The 18,652-nt window shown below is 72.8% G+C and carries 14 protein-coding genes and 3 pseudogenes; 10 read left to right on the forward strand and 7 right to left on the reverse strand.

The features are described 5' to 3' along the window. Window positions 1–65: 65 nt before the first annotated feature. Complete coding sequence (locus ACFY3N_RS33165) at window positions 66–1,553, reverse strand: FUSC family protein (protein WP_390820519.1); 1,488 nt, start codon at window positions 1,551–1,553, stop codon at window positions 66–68. A gap of 203 nt (window positions 1,554–1,756) precedes the next feature. On the opposite strand from ACFY3N_RS33165, the gene ACFY3N_RS33170 reads away from it, so the two are divergent. From ACFY3N_RS33170 to ACFY3N_RS33185, 4 genes and pseudogenes are all read left to right on the forward strand, one after another. Then, the gene (locus ACFY3N_RS33170) at window positions 1,757–2,233 is read left to right on the forward strand and encodes an Lrp/AsnC family transcriptional regulator (protein WP_390820520.1); all 477 of its coding nucleotides are present in this window, start codon (window positions 1,757–1,759) and stop codon (window positions 2,231–2,233) included. A gap of 20 nt (window positions 2,234–2,253) precedes the next feature. Next, entirely contained in the window at window positions 2,254–2,949 is a 696-nt protein-coding gene (locus ACFY3N_RS33175) for an HAD family hydrolase (RefSeq protein ID WP_390820521.1), read from the forward strand. Window positions 2,950–3,086: 137 nt separating this feature from the next. Beyond that, a pseudogene (locus tag ACFY3N_RS33180) lies at window positions 3,087–5,896 on the forward strand (beta-L-arabinofuranosidase domain-containing protein). A gap of 92 nt (window positions 5,897–5,988) precedes the next feature. Further along, on the forward strand, window positions 5,989–6,738 hold the full coding sequence (locus ACFY3N_RS33185; RefSeq protein ID WP_390820522.1) for a DUF4142 domain-containing protein: 750 nt from the start codon (window positions 5,989–5,991) through the stop codon (window positions 6,736–6,738). 5 nt (window positions 6,739–6,743) lie between these two features. On the opposite strand, the gene ACFY3N_RS33190 is transcribed toward ACFY3N_RS33185, so the two are convergent. After that, entirely contained in the window at window positions 6,744–7,517 is a 774-nt protein-coding gene (locus tag ACFY3N_RS33190; RefSeq protein ID WP_390820523.1) for a LysR family transcriptional regulator substrate-binding protein, read from the reverse strand. A gap of 58 nt (window positions 7,518–7,575) precedes the next feature. On the opposite strand from ACFY3N_RS33190, the gene ACFY3N_RS33195 reads away from it, so the two are divergent. The 3 genes and pseudogenes from ACFY3N_RS33195 (at window position 7,576) to ACFY3N_RS33205 (ending at window position 9,812) form a co-directional block, all read left to right on the forward strand. Beyond that, window positions 7,576–7,974, forward strand: coding sequence for a DUF5997 family protein (locus tag ACFY3N_RS33195; protein ID WP_390820524.1), 399 nt, complete (start codon window positions 7,576–7,578; stop codon window positions 7,972–7,974). A 101-nt stretch (window positions 7,975–8,075) separates the two neighbouring features. Further along, window positions 8,076–8,564: a hypothetical protein gene (locus tag ACFY3N_RS33200; RefSeq protein ID WP_390820525.1), complete on the forward strand. Its 489-nt coding sequence runs from the start codon at window positions 8,076–8,078 to the stop codon at window positions 8,562–8,564. 162 nt (window positions 8,565–8,726) lie between these two features. Further along, window positions 8,727–9,812, forward strand: a pseudogene (locus ACFY3N_RS33205) (MerR family transcriptional regulator). Window positions 9,813–9,843: 31 nt separating this feature from the next. Here ACFY3N_RS33205 and ACFY3N_RS33210 read toward each other — a convergent pair. Together ACFY3N_RS33210 and ACFY3N_RS33215 are read right to left on the reverse strand one after the other, a co-directional pair. Next, window positions 9,844–11,091, reverse strand: a complete 1,248-nt coding sequence (locus ACFY3N_RS33210; RefSeq protein ID WP_390820526.1) for a cation:proton antiporter — start codon at window positions 11,089–11,091, stop codon at window positions 9,844–9,846. Between the two features lie 4 nt (window positions 11,092–11,095). Next, the gene (locus ACFY3N_RS33215) at window positions 11,096–11,566 is read right to left on the reverse strand and encodes a cation:proton antiporter regulatory subunit (protein ID WP_390820527.1); all 471 of its coding nucleotides are present in this window, start codon (window positions 11,564–11,566) and stop codon (window positions 11,096–11,098) included. Window positions 11,567–11,846: 280 nt separating this feature from the next. Here ACFY3N_RS33215 and ACFY3N_RS33220 point away from each other — a divergent pair, with 280 nt between their 5' ends. From ACFY3N_RS33220 to ACFY3N_RS33230, 3 genes and pseudogenes are all read left to right on the forward strand, one after another. Next, window positions 11,847–12,683 carry a universal stress protein gene (locus ACFY3N_RS33220; protein ID WP_390820528.1) on the forward strand — a complete coding sequence of 279 codons (837 nt, stop codon included), beginning with the start codon at window positions 11,847–11,849 and terminating at the stop codon, window positions 12,681–12,683. Between the two features lie 478 nt (window positions 12,684–13,161). Further along, on the forward strand, window positions 13,162–13,590 hold the full coding sequence (locus tag ACFY3N_RS33225; RefSeq protein ID WP_390820553.1) for a hypothetical protein: 429 nt from the start codon (window positions 13,162–13,164) through the stop codon (window positions 13,588–13,590). After that, window positions 13,478–13,746, forward strand: a pseudogene (locus ACFY3N_RS33230) (hypothetical protein). The gene ACFY3N_RS33225 and the pseudogene ACFY3N_RS33230 overlap by 113 nt, the downstream one beginning before the upstream one ends. Window positions 13,747–13,864: 118 nt before the next feature. Here the strand turns inward: ACFY3N_RS33230 and ACFY3N_RS33235 are convergent. The 3 genes from ACFY3N_RS33235 to ACFY3N_RS33245 all read right to left on the reverse strand — a co-directional run bounded on the left by ACFY3N_RS33235 (window position 13,865) and on the right by ACFY3N_RS33245 (window position 18,294). Beyond that, window positions 13,865–15,400: a DUF1254 domain-containing protein gene (locus tag ACFY3N_RS33235; RefSeq protein ID WP_390820529.1), complete on the reverse strand. Its 1,536-nt coding sequence runs from the start codon at window positions 15,398–15,400 to the stop codon at window positions 13,865–13,867. A gap of 883 nt (window positions 15,401–16,283) precedes the next feature. Beyond that, window positions 16,284–17,459, reverse strand: coding sequence for an MBL fold metallo-hydrolase (locus ACFY3N_RS33240; RefSeq protein WP_390820530.1), 1,176 nt, complete (start codon window positions 17,457–17,459; stop codon window positions 16,284–16,286). A gap of 61 nt (window positions 17,460–17,520) precedes the next feature. Next, window positions 17,521–18,294, reverse strand: coding sequence for a DoxX family protein (locus ACFY3N_RS33245; protein WP_390820531.1), 774 nt, complete (start codon window positions 18,292–18,294; stop codon window positions 17,521–17,523). Window positions 18,295–18,652: the final 358 nt, after the last annotated feature.

Below are 18,652 nucleotides of genomic sequence, written 5' to 3' on the forward strand. Positions count from 1 at the left end.
GGGTGACAGTAGCAGCGGACCACGCAAGGTCTAGACCGCACGCCCGTCCGGTGCGTCCGCGCGGGTCAGGCCCCGACCAGCGGGGAGCCGGACGGCGCCCGCAGCGGCACGGCCAGCTCGGCGAGGGCGCGTTCCAGACCGTGCAGGTGGGCCAGGGCGGGTTCCGTCCCGGCCGGGGAGGTCCGTACGGCGATGTCCCGGCCCTCGGTGAGCGCCTGGACGGCGGCCTCGACGCGCCAGCAGGCGGCGGCCAGCCGGGCGTCGTGCGAGGCCTCCGGGTCGGCGGCGACGGCGACGAGGCCCCGGATCTCCCGGGCGCAGTCGTCGAGCAGGGCGAGCACCCGCCGGGCGCGCCGCTTGCGGCCGCGCATGGGGTTCAGCGGATGCACCAGCGGGGCGACCGAGAGCCGCACCCGGGCGAGCAGCTGTTCCAGCTCCGTCACCATCGGCGCCGGGTCGGCGTCCGCGGTCCCGGCCAGCCGTGCGGCCGTACGGGCGGTGCACGCGTGGACGCAGCGCAGGGCCCGCTGGATCCAGGTGTCGGTGATGCTGTGCGTGGTCACGGGCAGGACGAACGCCACCGCCAGCACGGCGCCGAGCGCGCCGACGGCGGTCTCCGCGAGCCGGAGCGCCAGCAGACCGGGGGTGAGCACGCCCAGCAGGCCGTAGAGCATGGCGGCGAGCACCGTCACCCAGAGCATCATCCAGGTGTAGGACACGGCGGCCGTGTAGAAGATGCCGAAGACGGCGGCGGCGACGACCAGCGCGGTCACAGGCCCGTCCCCGTGCGCGGGGACGGCGACGAACAGCGCGAGCCCGATGCCGATGACGGTGCCGAGCACCCGCCGGAAGCCGCGCACCAGGGTCTCGCCGCGCGAGGTGGTGTTGACGAAGACCCACCAGGTGGCGCCGACGGCCCAGTACCAGCGCTGCCCGGACACCAGCTGGCCCACGACCAGGGCGAAGCCCGCGCCCGCGGTCGCCTGGACCGCCTGGCGGGTGGTCACGCGGGCCAGCCCGGTGCCGCCGGGCGGCGCCGGCACGACGGCCGGGGGCAGCCGGCGCTCGTAGCACCACAGCCCGAAGCGCACCGTGGCCGCGGCGAGCACGGACAGCAGGACGGAGGCGTACAGCTCGGGCAGCTGGGCGGTCCCCGCGTGCAGGAACTGCGCCACGAAGTAGGTCATGAACCCGAAGACGCCGAGGCTGTGGCCGCGCGGGCCACAGCGCCGCGCGTACACGCCGAGTCCGACCACGGCGAGGAAGGTGAGGTCGCGGGCGACCGGGTGGTCGTGCAGCACGGCCGCGGCGGCGAGCACCGGCAGGCCGACGACGGGCAGCAGCGCCGTGGTGACGGCCTGTCCGCGGACGGTGGCGTCGGTGACGGTGAACAGGGCGAGCAGCGCGGCGAGCCCACCGGTGACGGCACCGGTGAGCGAGTGCCCGGCCAGACCGCAGACGACGACGGCCAGACCGATGCCGAGCACGGCCCGCGCCGCGAAACGCAGCCGCGTCCGGCCCGGGTCCGGAGCCGTGAACACCTTCTTCAGCACTTATCGCCCCCTGGGATTCGCCGGTGTGCGCGGTGGCACGAAAAAGGCGCCGCGGGGTTCGCAGCGCCATCGACACCTCCATATCAGCATCTGTTCCACCAGTGGCTCAACAGCCTCTTGCGGAAGTGGGCCATTGGTACAGTGTTCTCGGCATTCCTACGGCCACCGAGGTGCCAATGGCCGACGCGGGGACGTGGGACCTCATGACCGTGGACGAGCTCGACACCCGCATCCTGCGGCTGCTGCTGGAACAGCCGCGCACCAGCGTGCGGGAGTACGCCCGGATCCTCGGGGTCGCCCGCGGCACCCTGCAGGCCCGCCTGGACCGCATGGAGCGCGAGGGCGTGATCACCGGCACCGGCCCCGCCCTCTCCCCCGCCGCGCTGGGCCATCCGGTACTGGCGTTCGTGCACATCGAGGTCACCCAGGGACATCTGGACGAGGTGGGCGACGCGCTGGCCGCCGTGCCGGAGATCGTCGAGGCGTTCTCCATCACGGGCGGCGGCGATCTGCTGACCCGGGTCGTGGCGCGCGACAACGCGCACCTGGAGGACGTGATCCAGAAGCTGATCAGCCTGCCCGGAGTGGTCCGCACCCGCAGCGAGGTGGCGCTGCGCGAACGCGTCCCGCACCGGCTGCTGCCGCTCGTGGAGTCGATCGGCCGCACGGCACGGAAGTGAGCCCTGCCATCCTGGACCCCATGGACGCGCCCGGTACCCTCTCGGTCATCTTCGATCTCGACGGAACGCTCGTGGACAGCGAGCCGAACTACTACGAGGCGGGCCGGCGGACCCTCGCCGAATACGGCGTGCCGGACTTCTCCTGGGCCGAGCACGAGCGCTACGTCGGGATCAGCACCCGGGAGACGATCGCCGACTGGCGCGAGCGGTACGGCCTGTCCGCCCCGCCGGAGGAACTGCTCGCGGTCAAGAACCGCCACTACCTGCTGCTGGCCGGCGCCTCGACGCGGGTGTACCCGCAGATGCGGGCGTTCGTCGAGCTGCTGGCGGCCGAGGGGGTGCCGATGGCCGTGGCGTCCGGCTCCTCGCCCGAGGCGATCGGGGCGATCCTGGCCGGCACGGGCCTGGACGGGTGTCTGCGCACGGTCGTGTCGGCCGACGAGGTCGCACGCGGCAAGCCGGCCCCCGACATCTTCCTGGAGGCGGCCCGCAGGCTCGGCGCGGACCCGGCCGACTGCGTGGTGGTCGAGGACGCGGCCCCGGGCGTCGCCGCCGCGCACGCGGCCGGGATGCGCTGCATCGCGGTCCCCTACATCACCGCGCAGGCCGACACCCCCGGGTTCGCCACCGCCGGCCTGCTGCTGCGCGGCGGGCAGGAGGAGTTCACGGCGCGGGCCGCGCGCGCCTGGCTGACGGACTCCGCCCGGCGCCCCTGACCGGCGCCCGCCGTCCGCGCGTCCCCGGCGAACGTCCGGAAGCGATCGCTCCCGAACCGTTGACGCCCTCCCGCCTCCTCCCTATCGTCTGGCCGATTGTTCGTACGACGTTCGCTATATCGAACAGAGGAGCATCCATGGCACCGCCCCTCTCCAGACGAACCCTCTTCCGGGCCGCCCTGACGGCGACCGCGGGCTCCGCCGCGGCCACCGGGCCCGCCGTCGCCGCACCCGGCGCGCCGGCCGCCGCTTCCGGCCCGCCGGCGGCGTGGACCGTACGGCCCTTCGGGCTGGAGGACGTGACGCTCGGACCGGGCGTCTTCGCCGACAAACAGCGGTTGATGCTCGACCACGCCCGCGGCTACGACGTGCACCGGCTGCTCCAGGTCTTCCGCGCCAACGCCGGCCTGCCCACCCGGGGCGCGGTCGCGCCCGGCGGCTGGGAAGGGCTGGACGGGGAGGCCAACGGCAATCTGCGCGGCCACTACACCGGCCATTTCCTGACCATGCTGGCGCAGGCGTACCGCGGCACCGGCGAGCAGGTCTTCGCGGACCGGATCGCCACCGTGGTCGGAGCCCTGACCGAGGTGCGGGAGGCGCTGCGGCGCGACCCGGCCGTGCTGAGCGTCGAGGGACGGTTCGGCCGCGCGGCGGAGACCGTGCGCGGCTCGTACCAGTACGTGGACCTTCCGGCGGCCGTTCTCGCCGGCGCCCCGGCGCTCACCCTGTCCGCGTGGGTGCGGCCGGCCCACGACGCCGCCTGGGCCAGGATCTTCGACTTCGGCGACGACACCACCCGCTACCTGTACCTGGCCGCCCGCAACGCGAACGGGGTGCCGCGGTTCGCCGTCACCGTCTCGGGGCCGGGCGGCGAGCAGGGCCTCGACGGCACCGCGCCGCTGCCGGTCGGCGAGTGGAGCCATCTGGCCGTGACCCTCTCCGACGGCACCGGCACCCTCTACGTCGACGGCACCGCCGTGGCCCGGAGCACGGGCATCACCCTGACCCCGGCCGCGCTCGGCGCCCTCACGGGCACCTGGCTGGGGCGCTCCCACTTCCCCGCCGATCCGGTCTTCGCGGGCGCGTTCGAGGACGTCAACGTCTACGCGCGGGCGCTGACCGCCGCCGAGGTCGCCGACCTGGGGAGCCGCCGGGCCGCCGACACGCCGGCCGGGGCGACCTGGCGTCGTACGCCTTCGACGAGACGGCCGGGGCCGGCTTCGCGGACGCCTCCGGCCGGGGTCTCGACGCCACCCTGCGCCGCACCTGGGGCGCGCCCAGCCATCCGGGCTTCCTCGCCGCGTACCCGGAGACGCAGTTCATCGAGCTGGAGTCGATGACCCGCAGCGACTACACCCGGGTGTGGGCGCCGTACTACACCGCGCACAAGATCCTCAGAGGGCTGCTGGACGCGTATCTCGCCACGGACGACGGCCGGGCGCTCGATCTGGCGTCCGGCATGTGCGACTGGATGCACGCGCGGCTGTCCGTGCTGCCGGCGGCCACCCTGCAGCGGATGTGGGGGCTGTTCTCCAGCGGGGAGTTCGGCGGTGTCGTCGAGGCGGTCTGCGACCTGCACGCGGTCACCGGGCGGGCCGAGCACCTCGCCCTCGCCAGGTTGTTCGACCTGGACCGGCTGATCGACGCCTGCGCCGCCGGCACCGACGTCCTCGACGGGCTGCACGCCAACCAGCACATCCCGATCTTCACCGGCCTGGTGCGGCTGCACGACGAGACGGGCGAGCAGCGCTACCTCACGGCCGCGAAGAACTTCTGGGGCATGGTCGTACCCCACCGCATGTACGCGATCGGCGGCACCAGCAGCGGCGAGTTCTGGAGGGCCCGCGACGCGATCGCGGGCACGATCACCGAGACCACCGCCGAGTCCTGCTGCGCGTACAACATGCTCAAGCTGAGCCGGACGCTGTTCTTCCACGAGCAGGATCCGGCGTACATGGACTACTACGAGCGGGCCCTGTTCAACCAGGTGCTCGGCTCCAAACAGGACCGGCCGGACGCGGAGAAGCCGCTCGTCACCTACTTCATCGGCCTGACGCCCGGTCATGTGCGCGACTACACGCCCAAGCAGGGGACGACCTGCTGCGAGGGCACCGGCATGGAGAGCGCCACGAAGTACCAGGACTCGGTGTACTTCGCGCGGGCCGACGGGAGCGCCCTGTACGTCAACCTCTACAGCGCCTCCCGGCTGACCTGGGCGGAGAAGGGCGTCACGGTCACGCAGACCACCCGCTATCCGGAGGAACAGGGCAGCACGCTCACCGTCGGCGGCGGCCGGGCCGCCTTCACGCTGCTGCTGCGGGTGCCGTCCTGGGCGACCGCGGGCTTCCGGGTGACCGTCAACGGGCGGGCCGTGCCCGGCACTCCGGTCCCCGGCCGCTACTTCGAGGTCGCGCGGACCTGGCGCGACGGCGACACCGTACGGATCTCCGTGCCCTTCCGGCTGCGGGTGGAGCGGGCCCTCGACGACCCCACGCTGCAGGCCCTGTTCCACGGCCCGGTCAACCTGGTCGCCCGCCGGCCGGGGCCGGACGCGGTGCGGCTGGGGCTGTACCGCAACGCCGGCCTCTCCGGCGATCTGCTGCCCTCCCTCACGCCGGTCGCGGGCAGACCCCTGCACTACACCCTGGACGGCGTCGAGCTGGCGCCCTTCGCGGAGGGGACCGAGGACCCGACCCACGCCTACGTCCGGCGCTCGGAACCACGTGTGATCTTCGGCACGTCGGACTCCGGCGTCGCCAACCCCGCCCGGAGCGACGGTACGACCCTGCTCGACGAGATCTGGGCCGGGGCGCCCTTCCGGGACAAGGGAGCGCTGGTGACACGGGTGCGGTCCACCGCGGACGCCTGGGTGGAAGCCGGCCTGCTGAGCCGCGCCGACGGCGACAAGGTGGTGAGCACGGCGCGGAAGGCCACCTACGCCCGCTGACACCGGCCGGAAATTCTTCCCCGAACGGTGATTGTCCCGCGCCCGGCGTCCGTACTTCCTGCTGTTGGGCCGTTCACATCCCAGGAGGCACGATGCGCATCTCGCGCAGCACGGCAGGAACCGCGTTCGTGGGCGGAGCCATGGTCCTCACCCTCACCGCGCTCGCCTATCCCACCATGCTGGGCGTACAGAACACGTCGACCAAGCAGGACCGGGTGGTGGCCAACACGAACTACGGCCCGCTGACCGAGGCGGACCGCGACTTCGTGGTGAAGGTGCGCGCGGCGGGGCTGTGGGAGCACCCGCTGGGGCTGCTGGCGATGGAGCGGGGGACGACGCCGGAGATGAAGGAGGCGGGCGAGCACCTGGTCGTCGGCCACGGCCGGCTCGACGCGTCCTGCCGCAAGATCTCCCTGGATCTCGGCATCACGCTGCCGAACCAGGCCTCGCCGCAGCAGCAGGGGTTCGTGGAGACCGTGAAGTCCGCCAGTGGCAAGGAGTTCGACTCCACGGCGGTGAACATCATGCGCGTGACGCACGGGCAGATCTTCCCCGCCATCGCCAACATCCGGGCCAACACCAGGAACACCCTCGTGCGGCAGCTGGCCGACCAGGCCAACGACACGGTGCTCGACCACATCACGGTGCTGGAGAAGACGGGGCTGGTCAATCACGAGCAGGTCAACTTCCAGCAGACCAGCCCGCCGAAGATGCCGCAGGAGCAGGTGACCCCGCCGGCTCCGCAGGCGGGTGCGCCGGTCCTCGTGCTGGAGATCCCCAAGGGGCTGGAGGACCTCAACACGGCGTCCCCGGCGCCGTCACCGTCGCCGACGGTCGGGTAGCCGGGTCATGACCTGCGGCGGGGCTTGCCCCGCCGCGGGCTCTTCGTCGTGCCGCCGGTGCCTCCCCGGCGGCTGCGGCCGGCCGATCCGCCGGCCGGCTGCTGCCGCCGGGCGGCGCGTTCGGGCTTCTTCTCCGGTGCGGGCTTCTTCTCCGGTGCGGGCTGCTGCCTGCGGCCGCGGGTGCTGTTGACGGTCCGTCCGCGGACGATCCCGATGAGGTCCTCGACCCGGTCCGTCGTCGCCGCCTCGGGCCAGGACAGCGCCACGCTCGACTCGGGTGCCTGTTCGAGCGGCCGGTGGGTGAGGTCCTTGCGGTGGTGCAGCCGGGCGAGCGACAGCGGCACCACGAGCACGCCGATCCCGGCCGCGACGAGCTCGATCGCGTCGGCGGTGGTGGCGGGGCGTTCCAGCGCGGGCCGCCCGGGCAGGCTCTCCCAGGCGAGGACGTCGTCCAGGGGGTACAGCACGATGTCGTCGGCCAGGTCCTCGGGGGACACCGTGTCGGCCGCCGTGACGAGGTGGTCCTTGGGCACCACGACGACCGTCTGCTCGGTGTAGAGGGGGATGGCGCTGAGGACCGTACGGTCGACGGGCAGCCGGACGAGGCCCGCGTCGGCGTCACCGCTCAGCAGCAGGCCCTGCGCCGCCCCGGCGGGGACCTGGGTGAGGGTCAGCGGGACGCCGGGCAGCCGCTCGTTCCAGATGCGCACCCATTTGTCGGGCATCACCCCGGGTACGTACACGAGCCGGAACGGGGGGGACACTTCCGAGCCTGTCACCTGGCCAGGTTACCGGCCGTGGTCGGGGGCCGTGCACACGCTCGATACCCTGGACTCCATGACGCAGCACCAGAGCACCCAGACGATGAAGCCCGCGACCGCGGCGAAGAAGCTGGGTGTGTACCTCGACGCCACCCCCGCCGACTTCCGGGACGGTGTCGTCTCACGCGCCGAGCTCGACGCGCTCCAGGCGGACCCGCCGCAGTGGCTGCGGGACCTGCGGCGCGACGGCCCCCACCCCCGCCCGGTGGTCGCGGCGAAGCTGGGCGTGTCCATCGCCGGCCTCGCGCGCGGCGGGGTCACCGAGGCCCTCACCACCGAGCAGATCGAGGCGCTGAAGGAGGAGCGCCCCGAGTGGCTGGAGCGGGAGCGCGCCACCCAGGCCGAGGTCCGCAAGGAGGCGGCCCGGATCAGGAAGCGGAACGCGGAGCGCGCGGAAGGCGACGACACCCCCTAAACGCCAGCCCGCGCCACCCTTCCGGCGGATAGAAATATCCACCAGCATGTCCGTACCGCACGCGCCCGCAACGGCGCAGCCGACCGTGCCCGGGGTGGGACATGCACAGCGCCATGTGGAAGCAAGCCGTCGAGTGGCTGGCCGCGGCGGCCACGGACCCACAGGAGTGCAAGCGCGAGTGGGACCACGGAAAGGGCACGGCGCTGCTCGCGGCGGGCCGGTACTGGGACGTGCTGAGCGTGCCCGACCGCCTCGGGCTGCTCGCCCTGGACATCCTGTGGCGCGACCCCCTGAAGGTGCCCGGACCCACGCTGGTGGACGTCACGGCCCGCAGGGTGGGGTTCTTCCTGCCGCCCGACCCGGTCAGCGAGTGGGTCGGTTTCGGGGTGCGGCACGTGGGGCGGGGGTCCTGGGTCGCCGTACCGCCGCCGTACCGCCCGGCCGGGCGTCTGGAGTGGCTGGTCCCGCCGGACGGCACCGGCACCCTGCACTCCCCCGGCCCGCTCGAACGGGCGCTGCGCGGGGCGACCGGCACGCTCGCCGTGCTGGCGCCGGCCGGCGCGGAGCCGGCGGGTCCGGAGGGCTGGTGAGTCCCCCGCGGATCTCCTCGGCGGGCGGCCGCGGCAGGGGGACCGGGGCGGGGGAAGGCGTCACCCCTACGGCTCCCGCCGGACAGCCGTTGCCGGGCGGGGCGGGCCGGGATTGACCCTCGACCTTGTCGAGGGGTCAGGGTGGCGGGCGTGGAGAGCGAGATGCGCAGCATCGGTGAGCTGGCCCGGGACAGCGGGCTGGGCGTGAGTGCCCTGCGGTTCTACGACCGTGCCGGTGTCCTGGTCCCCGACCGGGTGGATCCGGTCAGCGGCTACCGCTGGTACGCCCCCGGGCAGCTGGACGAGGCCCGGCTGCTGGCCCGGCTGCGCCGGGCCGGGATGCCGCTGGCGGACATCCGGCTGGTGCTGGCCGGCCGGGCGGGCGGCGACACCGATCTCGTCCGGCAGCTGCTCCAGGCGCATCTGCGCCGGCTGGAGCAGGGGCTGTCCGATGCCCGCGCCGAGTTCTCCGCGCTCCGAGCCCTACTCGACCACAGGGAGAACCCCATGACCTCGCTCCGCACCGGCACCCCCGTACGGCTGTCCCTGTCCGGACCCGGGCTGGCCGCCGCGCTGGACGCGGTCCGGTTCGCGGCCGGCACCGATCCGGAGCTGCCGGTGCTCGGCGGGATCCTCTTCGACGTCGAGGGCGACGCGCTGCGCCTGGTGGCCACCGACCGGTACCGGATGGCCGTGGCGCGCGTCGCCGCCGAGGGGCACGAGGGGGTCCGTGTCCAGGTCACCGTGCCCCTTCCGCTCGCCGACGCGATGCGGGCGTTGCTGGACGGCGAGGGAGAGGTCCGGCTCGCCGTGGACGGTGACCGCGTGACCCTGGAGACCGGGGACCGGCAGACGGCCGACCGGTGCCTCGGCCACGACTTCCCGGACTACCGGCGGCTGGTCCGCCTCCCGGCGGGGCGGCGCGCCGTGGTGGACGTGCCGGCCTTCCGGTAGGCGCTGCGCACCGGCCCCGTCCGCGCGGGCGAGGCGCGCGGAGAGGGCGGGACGTCCTGCGACCTCAGCGTGCTGGAGGTGGCGGAGGACGGCTCGGTCGCCCTGGCCGGGGACGGTGCCGACGGCCGGGATCTCGTCGCCGTGAACCGCGCGTTCCTGCTGGAGGCGCTCGCCGCCGGAGCCGGCGACCGGCTGGTCCTCGAGGTCGGCGCCCCCACGGCGCCCCTCGCGATCCGCCGGCCGGACGACGCGCACACGTTCTCGCTCCTGATGCCGGTGCGGCTGGAGGACTAGCCTCTCGCGCCGGTGGGGGGCGTCGGCCGGCTCAGCGTTCGGGCCGGCTCTCGTCCACCGGTTCCAGCGTCTCCGCGGCAGGCGCCGAGGCCCGTGCGGGCACGGCGCCGGCGGACGCGGCGCGCCGGGCGGCCAGGCGCAGCGCGACGGGCTCGGTGTAGCGGGCCGTGAGCGGGCCCAGCACGACCAGGACCAGGACGTACGCCGTGGCCAGCGGGCCGAGGTCCGGTTCGATGCCGGCGGTGACCGCGAGTCCGGCGATGACGATGGAGAACTCGCCGCGGGCGACCAGGGCGCCGCCCGCGCGCCAGCGGCCCTTGGGGGATATCCCGGCCCGGCGGGCGGCCCAGTAGCCGGTGGCGATCTTCGTCAGCGCGGTGACGACGGCGAGCGCGAGGGCGGGCAGGATCACCGGCGGAATGGACTGGGGGTCGGTGTGCAGTCCGAAGAAGACGAAGAACACGGCGGCGAACAGGTCCCGCAGCGGCGCCAGCAGGTTGTGCGCGCCCTCGGCGACCTCCCCGGACAGGGCGATGCCGACGAGGAACGCGCCCACGGCCGCCGAGACCTGCAGTTGCTGGGCGAGTCCCGCGATGAGCAGGGTCAGGCCCAGCACGACCAGCAGCAGCTTCTCCGGGTCGTCGCTGGAGACGAAGCGGGAGATCACCCGCCCGTAGCGGACGGCGACGAACAGCACGAGTCCGGCGACGCCCAGCGCGATGGCCAGCGTGACGCTGCCCGCGGCGAGGCTGACTCCGGCCAGCAGGGCGGTGATGATCGGCAGGTAGACCGCCATGGCCAGGTCCTCGAGCACCAGGATGCTGAGGATGACCGGGGTCTCGCGGTTGCCGAGCCGCCCGAGGTCGCCGAGGACCTTCGCGATGACGCCGGAGGAGGAGATCCAGGTGACGCCGGCCAGCACCACCGCGGCGACCGGGCCCCAGCCGAGCAGCAGGGCCAGGGCGGCGCCGGGCAGTGCGTTCAGCGCCATGTCGACGAGGCCGGCCGGGTACTGGGTCTTGAGGTTGGAGACGAGGTCGCTGGCCGTGTACTCCAGGCCGAGCATGAGCAGCAGCAGGATGACGCCGATCTCGGCGCCGATCGCGACGAACTCCTCGCTCGCGCCGAGCGGCAGCAGCCCGCCCTCGCCGAAGGCGAGGCCGGCCAGCAGATAGAGGGGGATCGGGGAGAACCGGAGGCGTCCGGCGAGGCGTCCCAGCAGGCCGAGCCCGAGGATGATCGCGCCGAACTCGATCAGGAAGATCGCGGAAGAGTGCACGCGCTCACTCCCGACCGAGTATCTCGGCGGCGGCGTCGATGCCCTCGCGGGTGCCGATGAGGATCAGCGTGTCACCGCCGGCCAGCCGGAAGTCCGGCGCGGGGGACGGGATCGCCCCGGCCCGCCGCAGCACGGCCACGATCGAGGCCCCGGTGTCGGTGCGCATCCGGGTGTCGCCCAGCAGCCGGCCGTTCCAGTGGGAGACGGCGGACAGTTCGATGCGCTCGGCGACCAGTCCCAGGTCGGTGGTGTGCAGCAGGTTGGGGCTGTGGTGGGCGGGCATGAGCGCGTCGATCAGCGCGGCCGACTCGGCGACGGTCAGCCGCATCGAGCGGGCGCAGGCGTCCGGGTCGTCGGAGCGGTAGACGTTGACCGTGCGGGCACCGTCCCGGTGCGCGATCACGGACAGGTGCTCGTGCTCACGCGTGGTGAGGTCGTATTTCACGCCGATGCCCGGCAGCGGCGTGGCGCTCATCCGTGGAGCAGGCACAGCCCGTCCCCTTCCCGGTTCTCTTGTCGATGTCGTCCGAGGATGTGGTGTCGGCCGGGCCGTCGGACGGCACGGGTGATCCACTCCCACGAGGGCCATGGTGCCATCCCGCCATTCGGCCGGAACATGGGTGTTGCGACGGATGGACAGAGGGCGCGACGGAGCCGAGGATGTCCGGAGAGCCCGTGTCGTCGCAGGTCGGAAGGGTGAGTACGGGCGGCCCCGGGCGGGTACCCGGATATACCGCCGGGAACGGGAGCGAGTGGTGAACGACACGGTGATCGTAGGAGTGGACGGTTCGCCGTCCAGTCTCGCCGCGGTCGACGTCGCGGCGCACGAGGCCCGGCTGCGCGACGCGCGCCTGCGGATCGTGCACGCGTTCAGCCGCCCGGCCGACCTCGAACCGATGATCCACGGTGTGCTGGCGCAGGCCGAGCAGCGTGCCCACGACCGTGCACCCGGGCTGGAGATCGCCCGGACCGTGGCGTCCGGCGAGACGCTGACGGTGTTGCGGAGCGCGTCGCGGCACGCGGTGCTGACGGTGGTCGGCGGGCGGGGCCGCAGTGGGTTCGGGGAACTGCTGCTGGGCTCGACGGTCGTGCAGCTGGCCGCGCACGGGCACGGTCCGCTGATGGTGGTCCGCGGCCGTCCGGATCCCGGGGGCCCCGTACTCCTCGCCGCGGACGGCTCGCCGGCCGGGGACGCGGCGGCGGAGTTCGCCTTCGCCGAGGCCGCGCTGCGCGGGGTGCCGCTGGTCGCGATGCACGTGTGGAACACCTGGAGCGAGCCGACGCCGTACGAGGGTCCCGCCGATCCGCTGAACGTGGTGGTGGATCTCGACCGGCTCCGTGAGCGGCACCAACGGCTGCTGGAGGAGGCGGTGGCGCGGCACCGGGACGCCCGTCCCGGCGTCGCCGTGGAGCTGCGGCTGGAGCGGGCGCGGGTGCGGCACACGCTGCTCGACGCGAGCCGGGAAGCTCAACTGGTGGTCTCCGGGGCCCGCGGCCACGGCGGCTTCACCGGGATGCTGCTCGGTTCGGTCAGCCAGGCGCTGCTGTACCACGCCGACTGTCCCGTCACCGTCGTCCGCGGCCCGGAGTGAGGGGCGCCCCCGGTGCGGTTCCCGCCGCCGACGGTGACGCGGGCACACGCCCGGCGCCGGCCCGGCTCGCCCGTTTCGTGGAGGCGAGCGCCTGAAGTCCCGTGCACCCCGGTGCGCCCGCGCGTCCCCCCGGCAGGGGCATTCGGTACACCGGGTGCCCGTCCGGTGCGGACGGGAGAAGACTCGGCCGCCCCGTGCAGGTGGACCCGCACAGCCCTCTTCTCCGGCCCGCGGGGGCCCGGCTCAGCCGAGGAAGCTCAGCCGCACCCGGCGGTCGGGGTTGTCGCGGTTGGTGTCCGCCAAACTCCGTTGGGACAACCCCAGCGTACGCCCCACCGAGGCGACCGCCTGCACAGGACGACCGCCGTGTCAACGGGCGCACACCGGGGAGAAGTCGCGGCGCTCCCGGGTGACGCCGGAGGAGGCCGGGCTCCCCGTCCTCGACCGGCCTCGGGTCGCGGGACTGCGCCGCGAAGAGGTGGCCGACCTCGCGGCAGTCAGCGCCGTCCACTACACGCGTCTCGAGCAGGGCCGTGCCCGCAACCCCTCTGACGCCGTGCTCGACGCGCCGGACCGCGCACTGCGGCTCGACGCGACGGGGCGTGTGGAGCTTGCACGACCTCGCGCACCGGGCCCGCGGTCTGCGGAGCGCGGCCGACCCGGCCCCCGTTCGAGGTCGCAGGCACGGAGGACGGGGTACCCGTACGGGACGGGCCGCGGCGGCTCCGGCCGCGGCGGGGGCCGTCCCGGCCTACGTCCTGAGTCCCACGGTGGGCGTCCTGGCCGCCAACCACCTGGCCCGTGCCACCGTGGGCGACCCGAGCCGGATGCCCGCCGGGCGGCTCAACCTCGCCGGGCATGTGTTCCTGGACGCCGCCGCGCGGGAACTGTACCGGCGGTGGGGTGACGTGGCCTGCCGAAACGTGGGGTTCTTGCGCCTTCCGCCGGACGCCGTCCCGGTGACGCGCGGCTGGCCCGGATCGTCACCGGCCTGAGCCGCCGCAGTGAGGAGTTCCGTTCCCTGTGGGCGTCACGGGAGGTATGTGGGCGTCACAGGAGGTAAGGGAGGAGTCGTTCGGTACCAAGGGCCTCCGGCACCCGGTGATCAGCAACGTGAGTCCCTCATTCCGCGCCGACACGGGGAGGTGGTGCGGAACTTCCGGGCCATGGGCCGCCTTCCGTCAACCGACGCGGTTGATGGGCGGGCATTGCCATCGCGCGTCGATGACCTCGGGGCGCGGGAGGTACATGCGCAGCGCGGCGTACCAGATGCCCTGCTGCGGCGTGGGCAGCCAGTTGGACTCCCGCTCCGGCCCCGGCGAGTCCGGCTGCAGATAGAGGGTCAAATCCCCGTCATCGTCTGTGACCAACCCTCGGGTGCGGTCTCCGACGGAGTACCGGTTGATCGGGTTCGGGACCAGGTTCCGGTCCTCGTCGTAGGCGGTCAGCGACCAGAACGCGTCGATCGGGGGCAGCGTCCCCGCCTCGAAGCGCAGCTCGTAGCGACCGGTGGTCAGCGTCTCGCCGGCGTCGTCGGTGAAGGCCGTCAGGTAAACCGCTTCCTCGGGATCGTTGACGGCGATGCCCACCAGGGACTGCTCCGCGGCCCGCCTGAGAAAGTCGTCCCCGTAGTGCCCGACCTCCCCGTGAGGGTAGCGCCAGCCGTTGACCAACTCGGCCCACTGGCCGCTGAGCAGCTGCTGTTCGAGCATGGGCACAGCAGTGGCGGCGGCCCGGATCAGGCCCTCCTTCACCGGCTCCGGCTGTGCCTCGACGTCCAGCCCCGGGCCGATGCCGATCTCCGCGAACTGCCGGAGCAGGACATCGTGGTGCTTCGGCAGAGGGTTCTCGGCCAGCGCCGCGTTGAGTGTCTTCCACGGACCGAGCGGATCCTCGGCGGGGTCGACCGGTACCGGTACGTCGTGGCGTTCCGGGAGCGTGGCGCCCTCCTTGCCGAACAGGTGGAGCGGTGTCAGCCGGTACTGCTGCTGCAGCGCGTGGACGGCAGGGAGGTCCTCCTCGCCCTCGACGAGGGTTCGCCCGACGATCAGGACCCACGGGGTGGGGGCGGTCGCCGTGCGGCGCACGCCCTCCGGGAGGTCCCCGCTCCAGCCCGGGCCGATGAGGGCGAAGTCACCGGCCTGCGATCCGGTCGCCCGCATGCCCACGTAGTCGTAGTTGTCGGAGGTGAAGGCGACCAGTTCGAAGGTGAAGTAGCGAGCGCCCATGTCCGGATGCGAGAGAACGAGGGGCTCTTCCCGCAGGTCCACCCACGCCCAGGAATACAGCGTGTCGATGTTGGGTGACACGCCCTCCCTGTCCGAGACGTCCCAGAGTCTGCTCGCATGCCAGAAGTGGTTGACGGCCATGTAGGGCGTCGTTTCCGTCTCGGGCCTCTGGGTCACCCAACGGTGGCGGAGCTCTGTGTTGTAGATGTAGGGGAAGCCATAGATGAAGGCCTGCTCCCCCAACGTATACGCGTACTCGCGGCGCCAGTCGTCCACCCGGCCGGTCAGCGCCGGCTTCACCGAGTGCCACGCCACGGGCAGGGCCCGCGTCACCTTCCGAACGCGGTCGATGGTGTCCCCCGGGTGACGTACGGCCGCCGCGGTGGCCTTTCCGGTGACGACCGTCGCTTGGCCGATGCCGGCTGCCACCGCGGCGAGATCGTGGCGCAGACCTCGCCCGGGATGGTTGCTGTCGGCTGAGGATGCCATCACCGCGTTCCTCTCCTGAGGCTGAACGGCACAGTCTGCAGCCACCACGCGAACTGGGGAAACCGGCGATCGTCGACGACGCGTCCCGCCTCCTCCCGGTGCGCCACGCGGCGGCATTCCGCGCCCTGCTTCATGGGGTTGCCGGGCCGGTGCTCGAACAAGCACCTGCTCTTCGAGTAGATCACCACGTCCATACACCGGCAAATGGGGCTCGTAGGTCACGACGGCCCCGATCTGCCGCTCAGCGTGTTCACGGGTCGGTCACGTGGTGTGGAGGCGATCCGGGCGGAGGGTCGCGTGCAGAGGGTGTCGTACCCGTTTGGTTCGGCCGGACTGCAGGCCTACAGTCGGCATCCTCGTCACGCGAGGAACGACAACCGCACCTGGCGGCGGGGGTTGTCCTTGTTCGTGTCCGCCAGCTTCCGTTAAGGCAATCCGAGAATAGTTGATCATCGCGGGGAGAAGCGGCTGGCGATCCAAGCCCTCTCGGTGGCAAGACGGCTTTGACATTCCGGTTCTCGTCCGCGACGGGCCCGCGGCCTGGTTCAGGCACGGCGCGGTAGACCTGGACGTCGCCCCGGTATCCGGCTACATGCCCGCCTCGTTCAAGTCGGCGGTTGTCGAGGACAGTCACCAGACGTTCATGAACGGCGTCCACAGCGCCATGCTGGTGTGGGCTCGGCGCTCTGCTCGCTGCGTCGGGCGTACGCCGCAATCCAGAGACGGCCGGTCACTGAGGCGTAGCGGGCCTGCCCGGCCGAGGCGAATGGGCGCACCGTGAGGGCGGAAACTTCTCAAAGCCTCGGCCGGCCGCCGAAGGGCATGCGACGTGGTCGGGCGCCGTGGGACGCCTTCCTGGTTCCTCACCACCACGAGTTCACGGTCACGCCCGTCCGACACCGAGGGTGAGCAGGTCCTCGCCCACGACGAGTTTGCCGGAGTAGCCGCGCTGCGCGGCTCTCCAGCGGCGGGCCGGATTCGTGGCGGGGACCAGATGGTTGAGGACCAACTGTCTGGCTCCGGCCGGTTCGGCGACGTCCCGTCCGACTTGGTCGATCGTGGTGTGACTGGTGAGGAGGTGCTCGCGCATGGCGTCACGTTGGGATGCGGGCAGGGAGGCCACGAGTTGATCGACGAATCGCGGGTCGATCACCTCATGGACGAGAACGTCGGCGTCCTGGGCCAGGTCGATCAGGTTGGCGCTGACGCAGGTGTCGCCGGAGAAGACGATCGATCCGTCGGGTGTGTCGAAGCGGAAGGCGAAGGCCGGGGCGGTCGGGGCGTGGTCGACCAGCGTGGCGGTGACGCGGACGTCCCCGTCCTCCCAGAGCGGCAGGGGCGCCTTGAGACGCGGCGGCTTCCCAGCCGGGTCGACGGTCCAGACGCCGCCCAGGTCTATGTCGTGTACGGAGAACAGGTCGTCGGGGCGGGTGAAGCCGCTCTCTCTTGATCGTCCGTTGAAGTCGGTGGCGAAGGCTTGCCCGAGGTAGGCGGTCATCGCGGAGATGCCTGGAGTGGGTCGCTCCGGGTTGAAGACGGCGGGTGCGGGAGCACCGGGAGGGAACATGGCGGGCAGTACGCCGCGGTCGCCCGGGCCGAAGACCTGGATCGCGTCGTCGCCGCGGCCGACGATGTTCGTGGGGCCCGTGGCATACAGCGCGGGCCAGTCCGCGACGTGGTCACTGTGCAGGTGGGTCAAGAAGATGCCGCGCACGGGTGACAGGGCGGACCCCAGCCCGTCTCCGGCGCCGAGCCCGCTCTGCACCAGCCGGTGCATCGCGCCGTGTCCCAGATCGACGAGGTAGACCCGGTCCCCGTACACAACCGCGCTGGAGACACCGCAGCGTCCGCCGTCGAGCCAGGCCGGGCCGCCTGCCGTGCCCAGCAGCACGAGGCGGGTGCGGTGGCGGCGTGAGGCTGCGGCTGCCGTGCCGATGGAGCTCAGAGGCAGCAGCGCACCGGCCGCCGTGGCCGCGCCCAGCGTCTTCAGGAGGTGGCGACGGCCGGGCCCCTCGGACGGTGCGGGCTGCTGAGCGGCTCGGTTCAGAACGTGGCACACAGGTGGGTCTCTCCCTAAGAGGACGTGAAGTGTCTGGCACAGGGTTCTCGGTGGTCGTCCGTCAGATCTCGGGCAATACCGAAGCGGCGGGTGCGGGCGGGGTTTCGCCGGCCGCGGGCCGCGCCTCGGGGCCGTGGCGACGCTGGTGCGTCAGCAGCCCGAGGAACCCGGCGAGGAAGCCACTGATCAGTCCGGACACGGCGTGGTTGGCGGCGTTCGCTCCGGCGCTGGAAGGCAGCCCGACGGCCAGGTAGTTGACCAGGGCGCTCATCACCGCGCCGATCGCACCCCCGATCGCGCCGCTGATGACCGATGCGCGCACTGCGGACGGCCGGTCGGACGCGGGCCTGCGACGACCCGGTACGGCTGCCTCGACACCGAGAACGCGGTCGAGCGCGAGCGGTCCCGGCCCGGCGAGCAGCACAACGAGGAAGGCCGCCACCATCATGAGCGGGAACTCGATCCCCGAACCACTCGCGGCCCCCTGCTGGGGTGTCATGAACCCGGTGTCCGCGTTGACCAGCGCCATCGCCAGGCACAGGTGGACCGTCAGCAGCAGCGCGGTCAACCGTGACAGCAGCCCCAGGACGAGGAAGAGCCCGCCGGCTGTCTCCCCCAGCGTGACCGCCCATGCCGTCACGGTCGGCACGGGCACACCCTCACCGCTCAGGAACGTGCCGAACCCGGCCGGTCCGTCGACGAGTTTGTCGAGGCCGTGAACCATCATGACGGCTCCCGCGATGAGCCGTGCGACGACTGGCGCGGCAGACGGGAATCGGTGGGCGGGGGCGACACCGACGCCGCGCCTCAGGCTGTCCGACCGGTAAGCGGGCATGACGGATTCCTCTCGCACAGGTGACGGGTGTGTACGTCACCGCCGGTCGGCGGCGCAACCCGGCAGCCGGGGCTGCGCCCTGGCGAACACGGCAGCGTGCCGTCGCGAACCCCACTGGTCGGTGACGTATGCGCCACTGTGCAGTGTGCCTCCGCCCAGCGGAATCCCCGGGATCATCGAAAGTACCGATGCCTGACATCCACGGGGTGGATGGGGCGCCGCCACTCTTCTCTCATGTGGTCTGTCCCCGGCGCGGGGGGGGGGGGGGGGGGCCGCCCCCCCCCCCCCCCCCCCCCCCCCCCCCCCGGGGGGGGGGGCGCCCCGGGGGGGCGCCCCCCCGGGGACACCCGGGCCGCCC

Origin of the sequence: Streptomyces sp. NPDC000348 (assembly GCF_042898795.1) — a bacterium.
Classification (GTDB): domain Bacteria; phylum Actinomycetota; class Actinomycetes; order Streptomycetales; family Streptomycetaceae; genus Streptomyces.

What these genes read in the sequence shown, in the direction of transcription:
- ACFY3N_RS33235 (WP_390820529.1), bottom strand. Translation starts at nt 15,400, where the DNA reads ATGGCATCCTCAGCCGACAGCAACCATCCCGGGCGAGGTCTGCGCCAC.
- ACFY3N_RS33175 (WP_390820521.1), top strand. Translation starts at nt 2,254, where the DNA reads ATGGACGCGCCCGGTACCCTCTCGGTCATCTTCGATCTCGACGGAACG.
- ACFY3N_RS33185 (WP_390820522.1), top strand. Translation starts at nt 5,989, where the DNA reads ATGCGCATCTCGCGCAGCACGGCAGGAACCGCGTTCGTGGGCGGAGCC.
- ACFY3N_RS33245 (WP_390820531.1), bottom strand. Translation starts at nt 18,294, where the DNA reads ATGCCCGCTTACCGGTCGGACAGCCTGAGGCGCGGCGTCGGTGTCGCC.
- ACFY3N_RS33200 (WP_390820525.1), top strand. Translation starts at nt 8,076, where the DNA reads ATGCACAGCGCCATGTGGAAGCAAGCCGTCGAGTGGCTGGCCGCGGCG.
- ACFY3N_RS33215 (WP_390820527.1), bottom strand. Translation starts at nt 11,566, where the DNA reads ATGAGCGCCACGCCGCTGCCGGGCATCGGCGTGAAATACGACCTCACC.
- ACFY3N_RS33195 (WP_390820524.1), top strand. Translation starts at nt 7,576, where the DNA reads ATGACGCAGCACCAGAGCACCCAGACGATGAAGCCCGCGACCGCGGCG.
- ACFY3N_RS33170 (WP_390820520.1), top strand. Translation starts at nt 1,757, where the DNA reads ATGACCGTGGACGAGCTCGACACCCGCATCCTGCGGCTGCTGCTGGAA.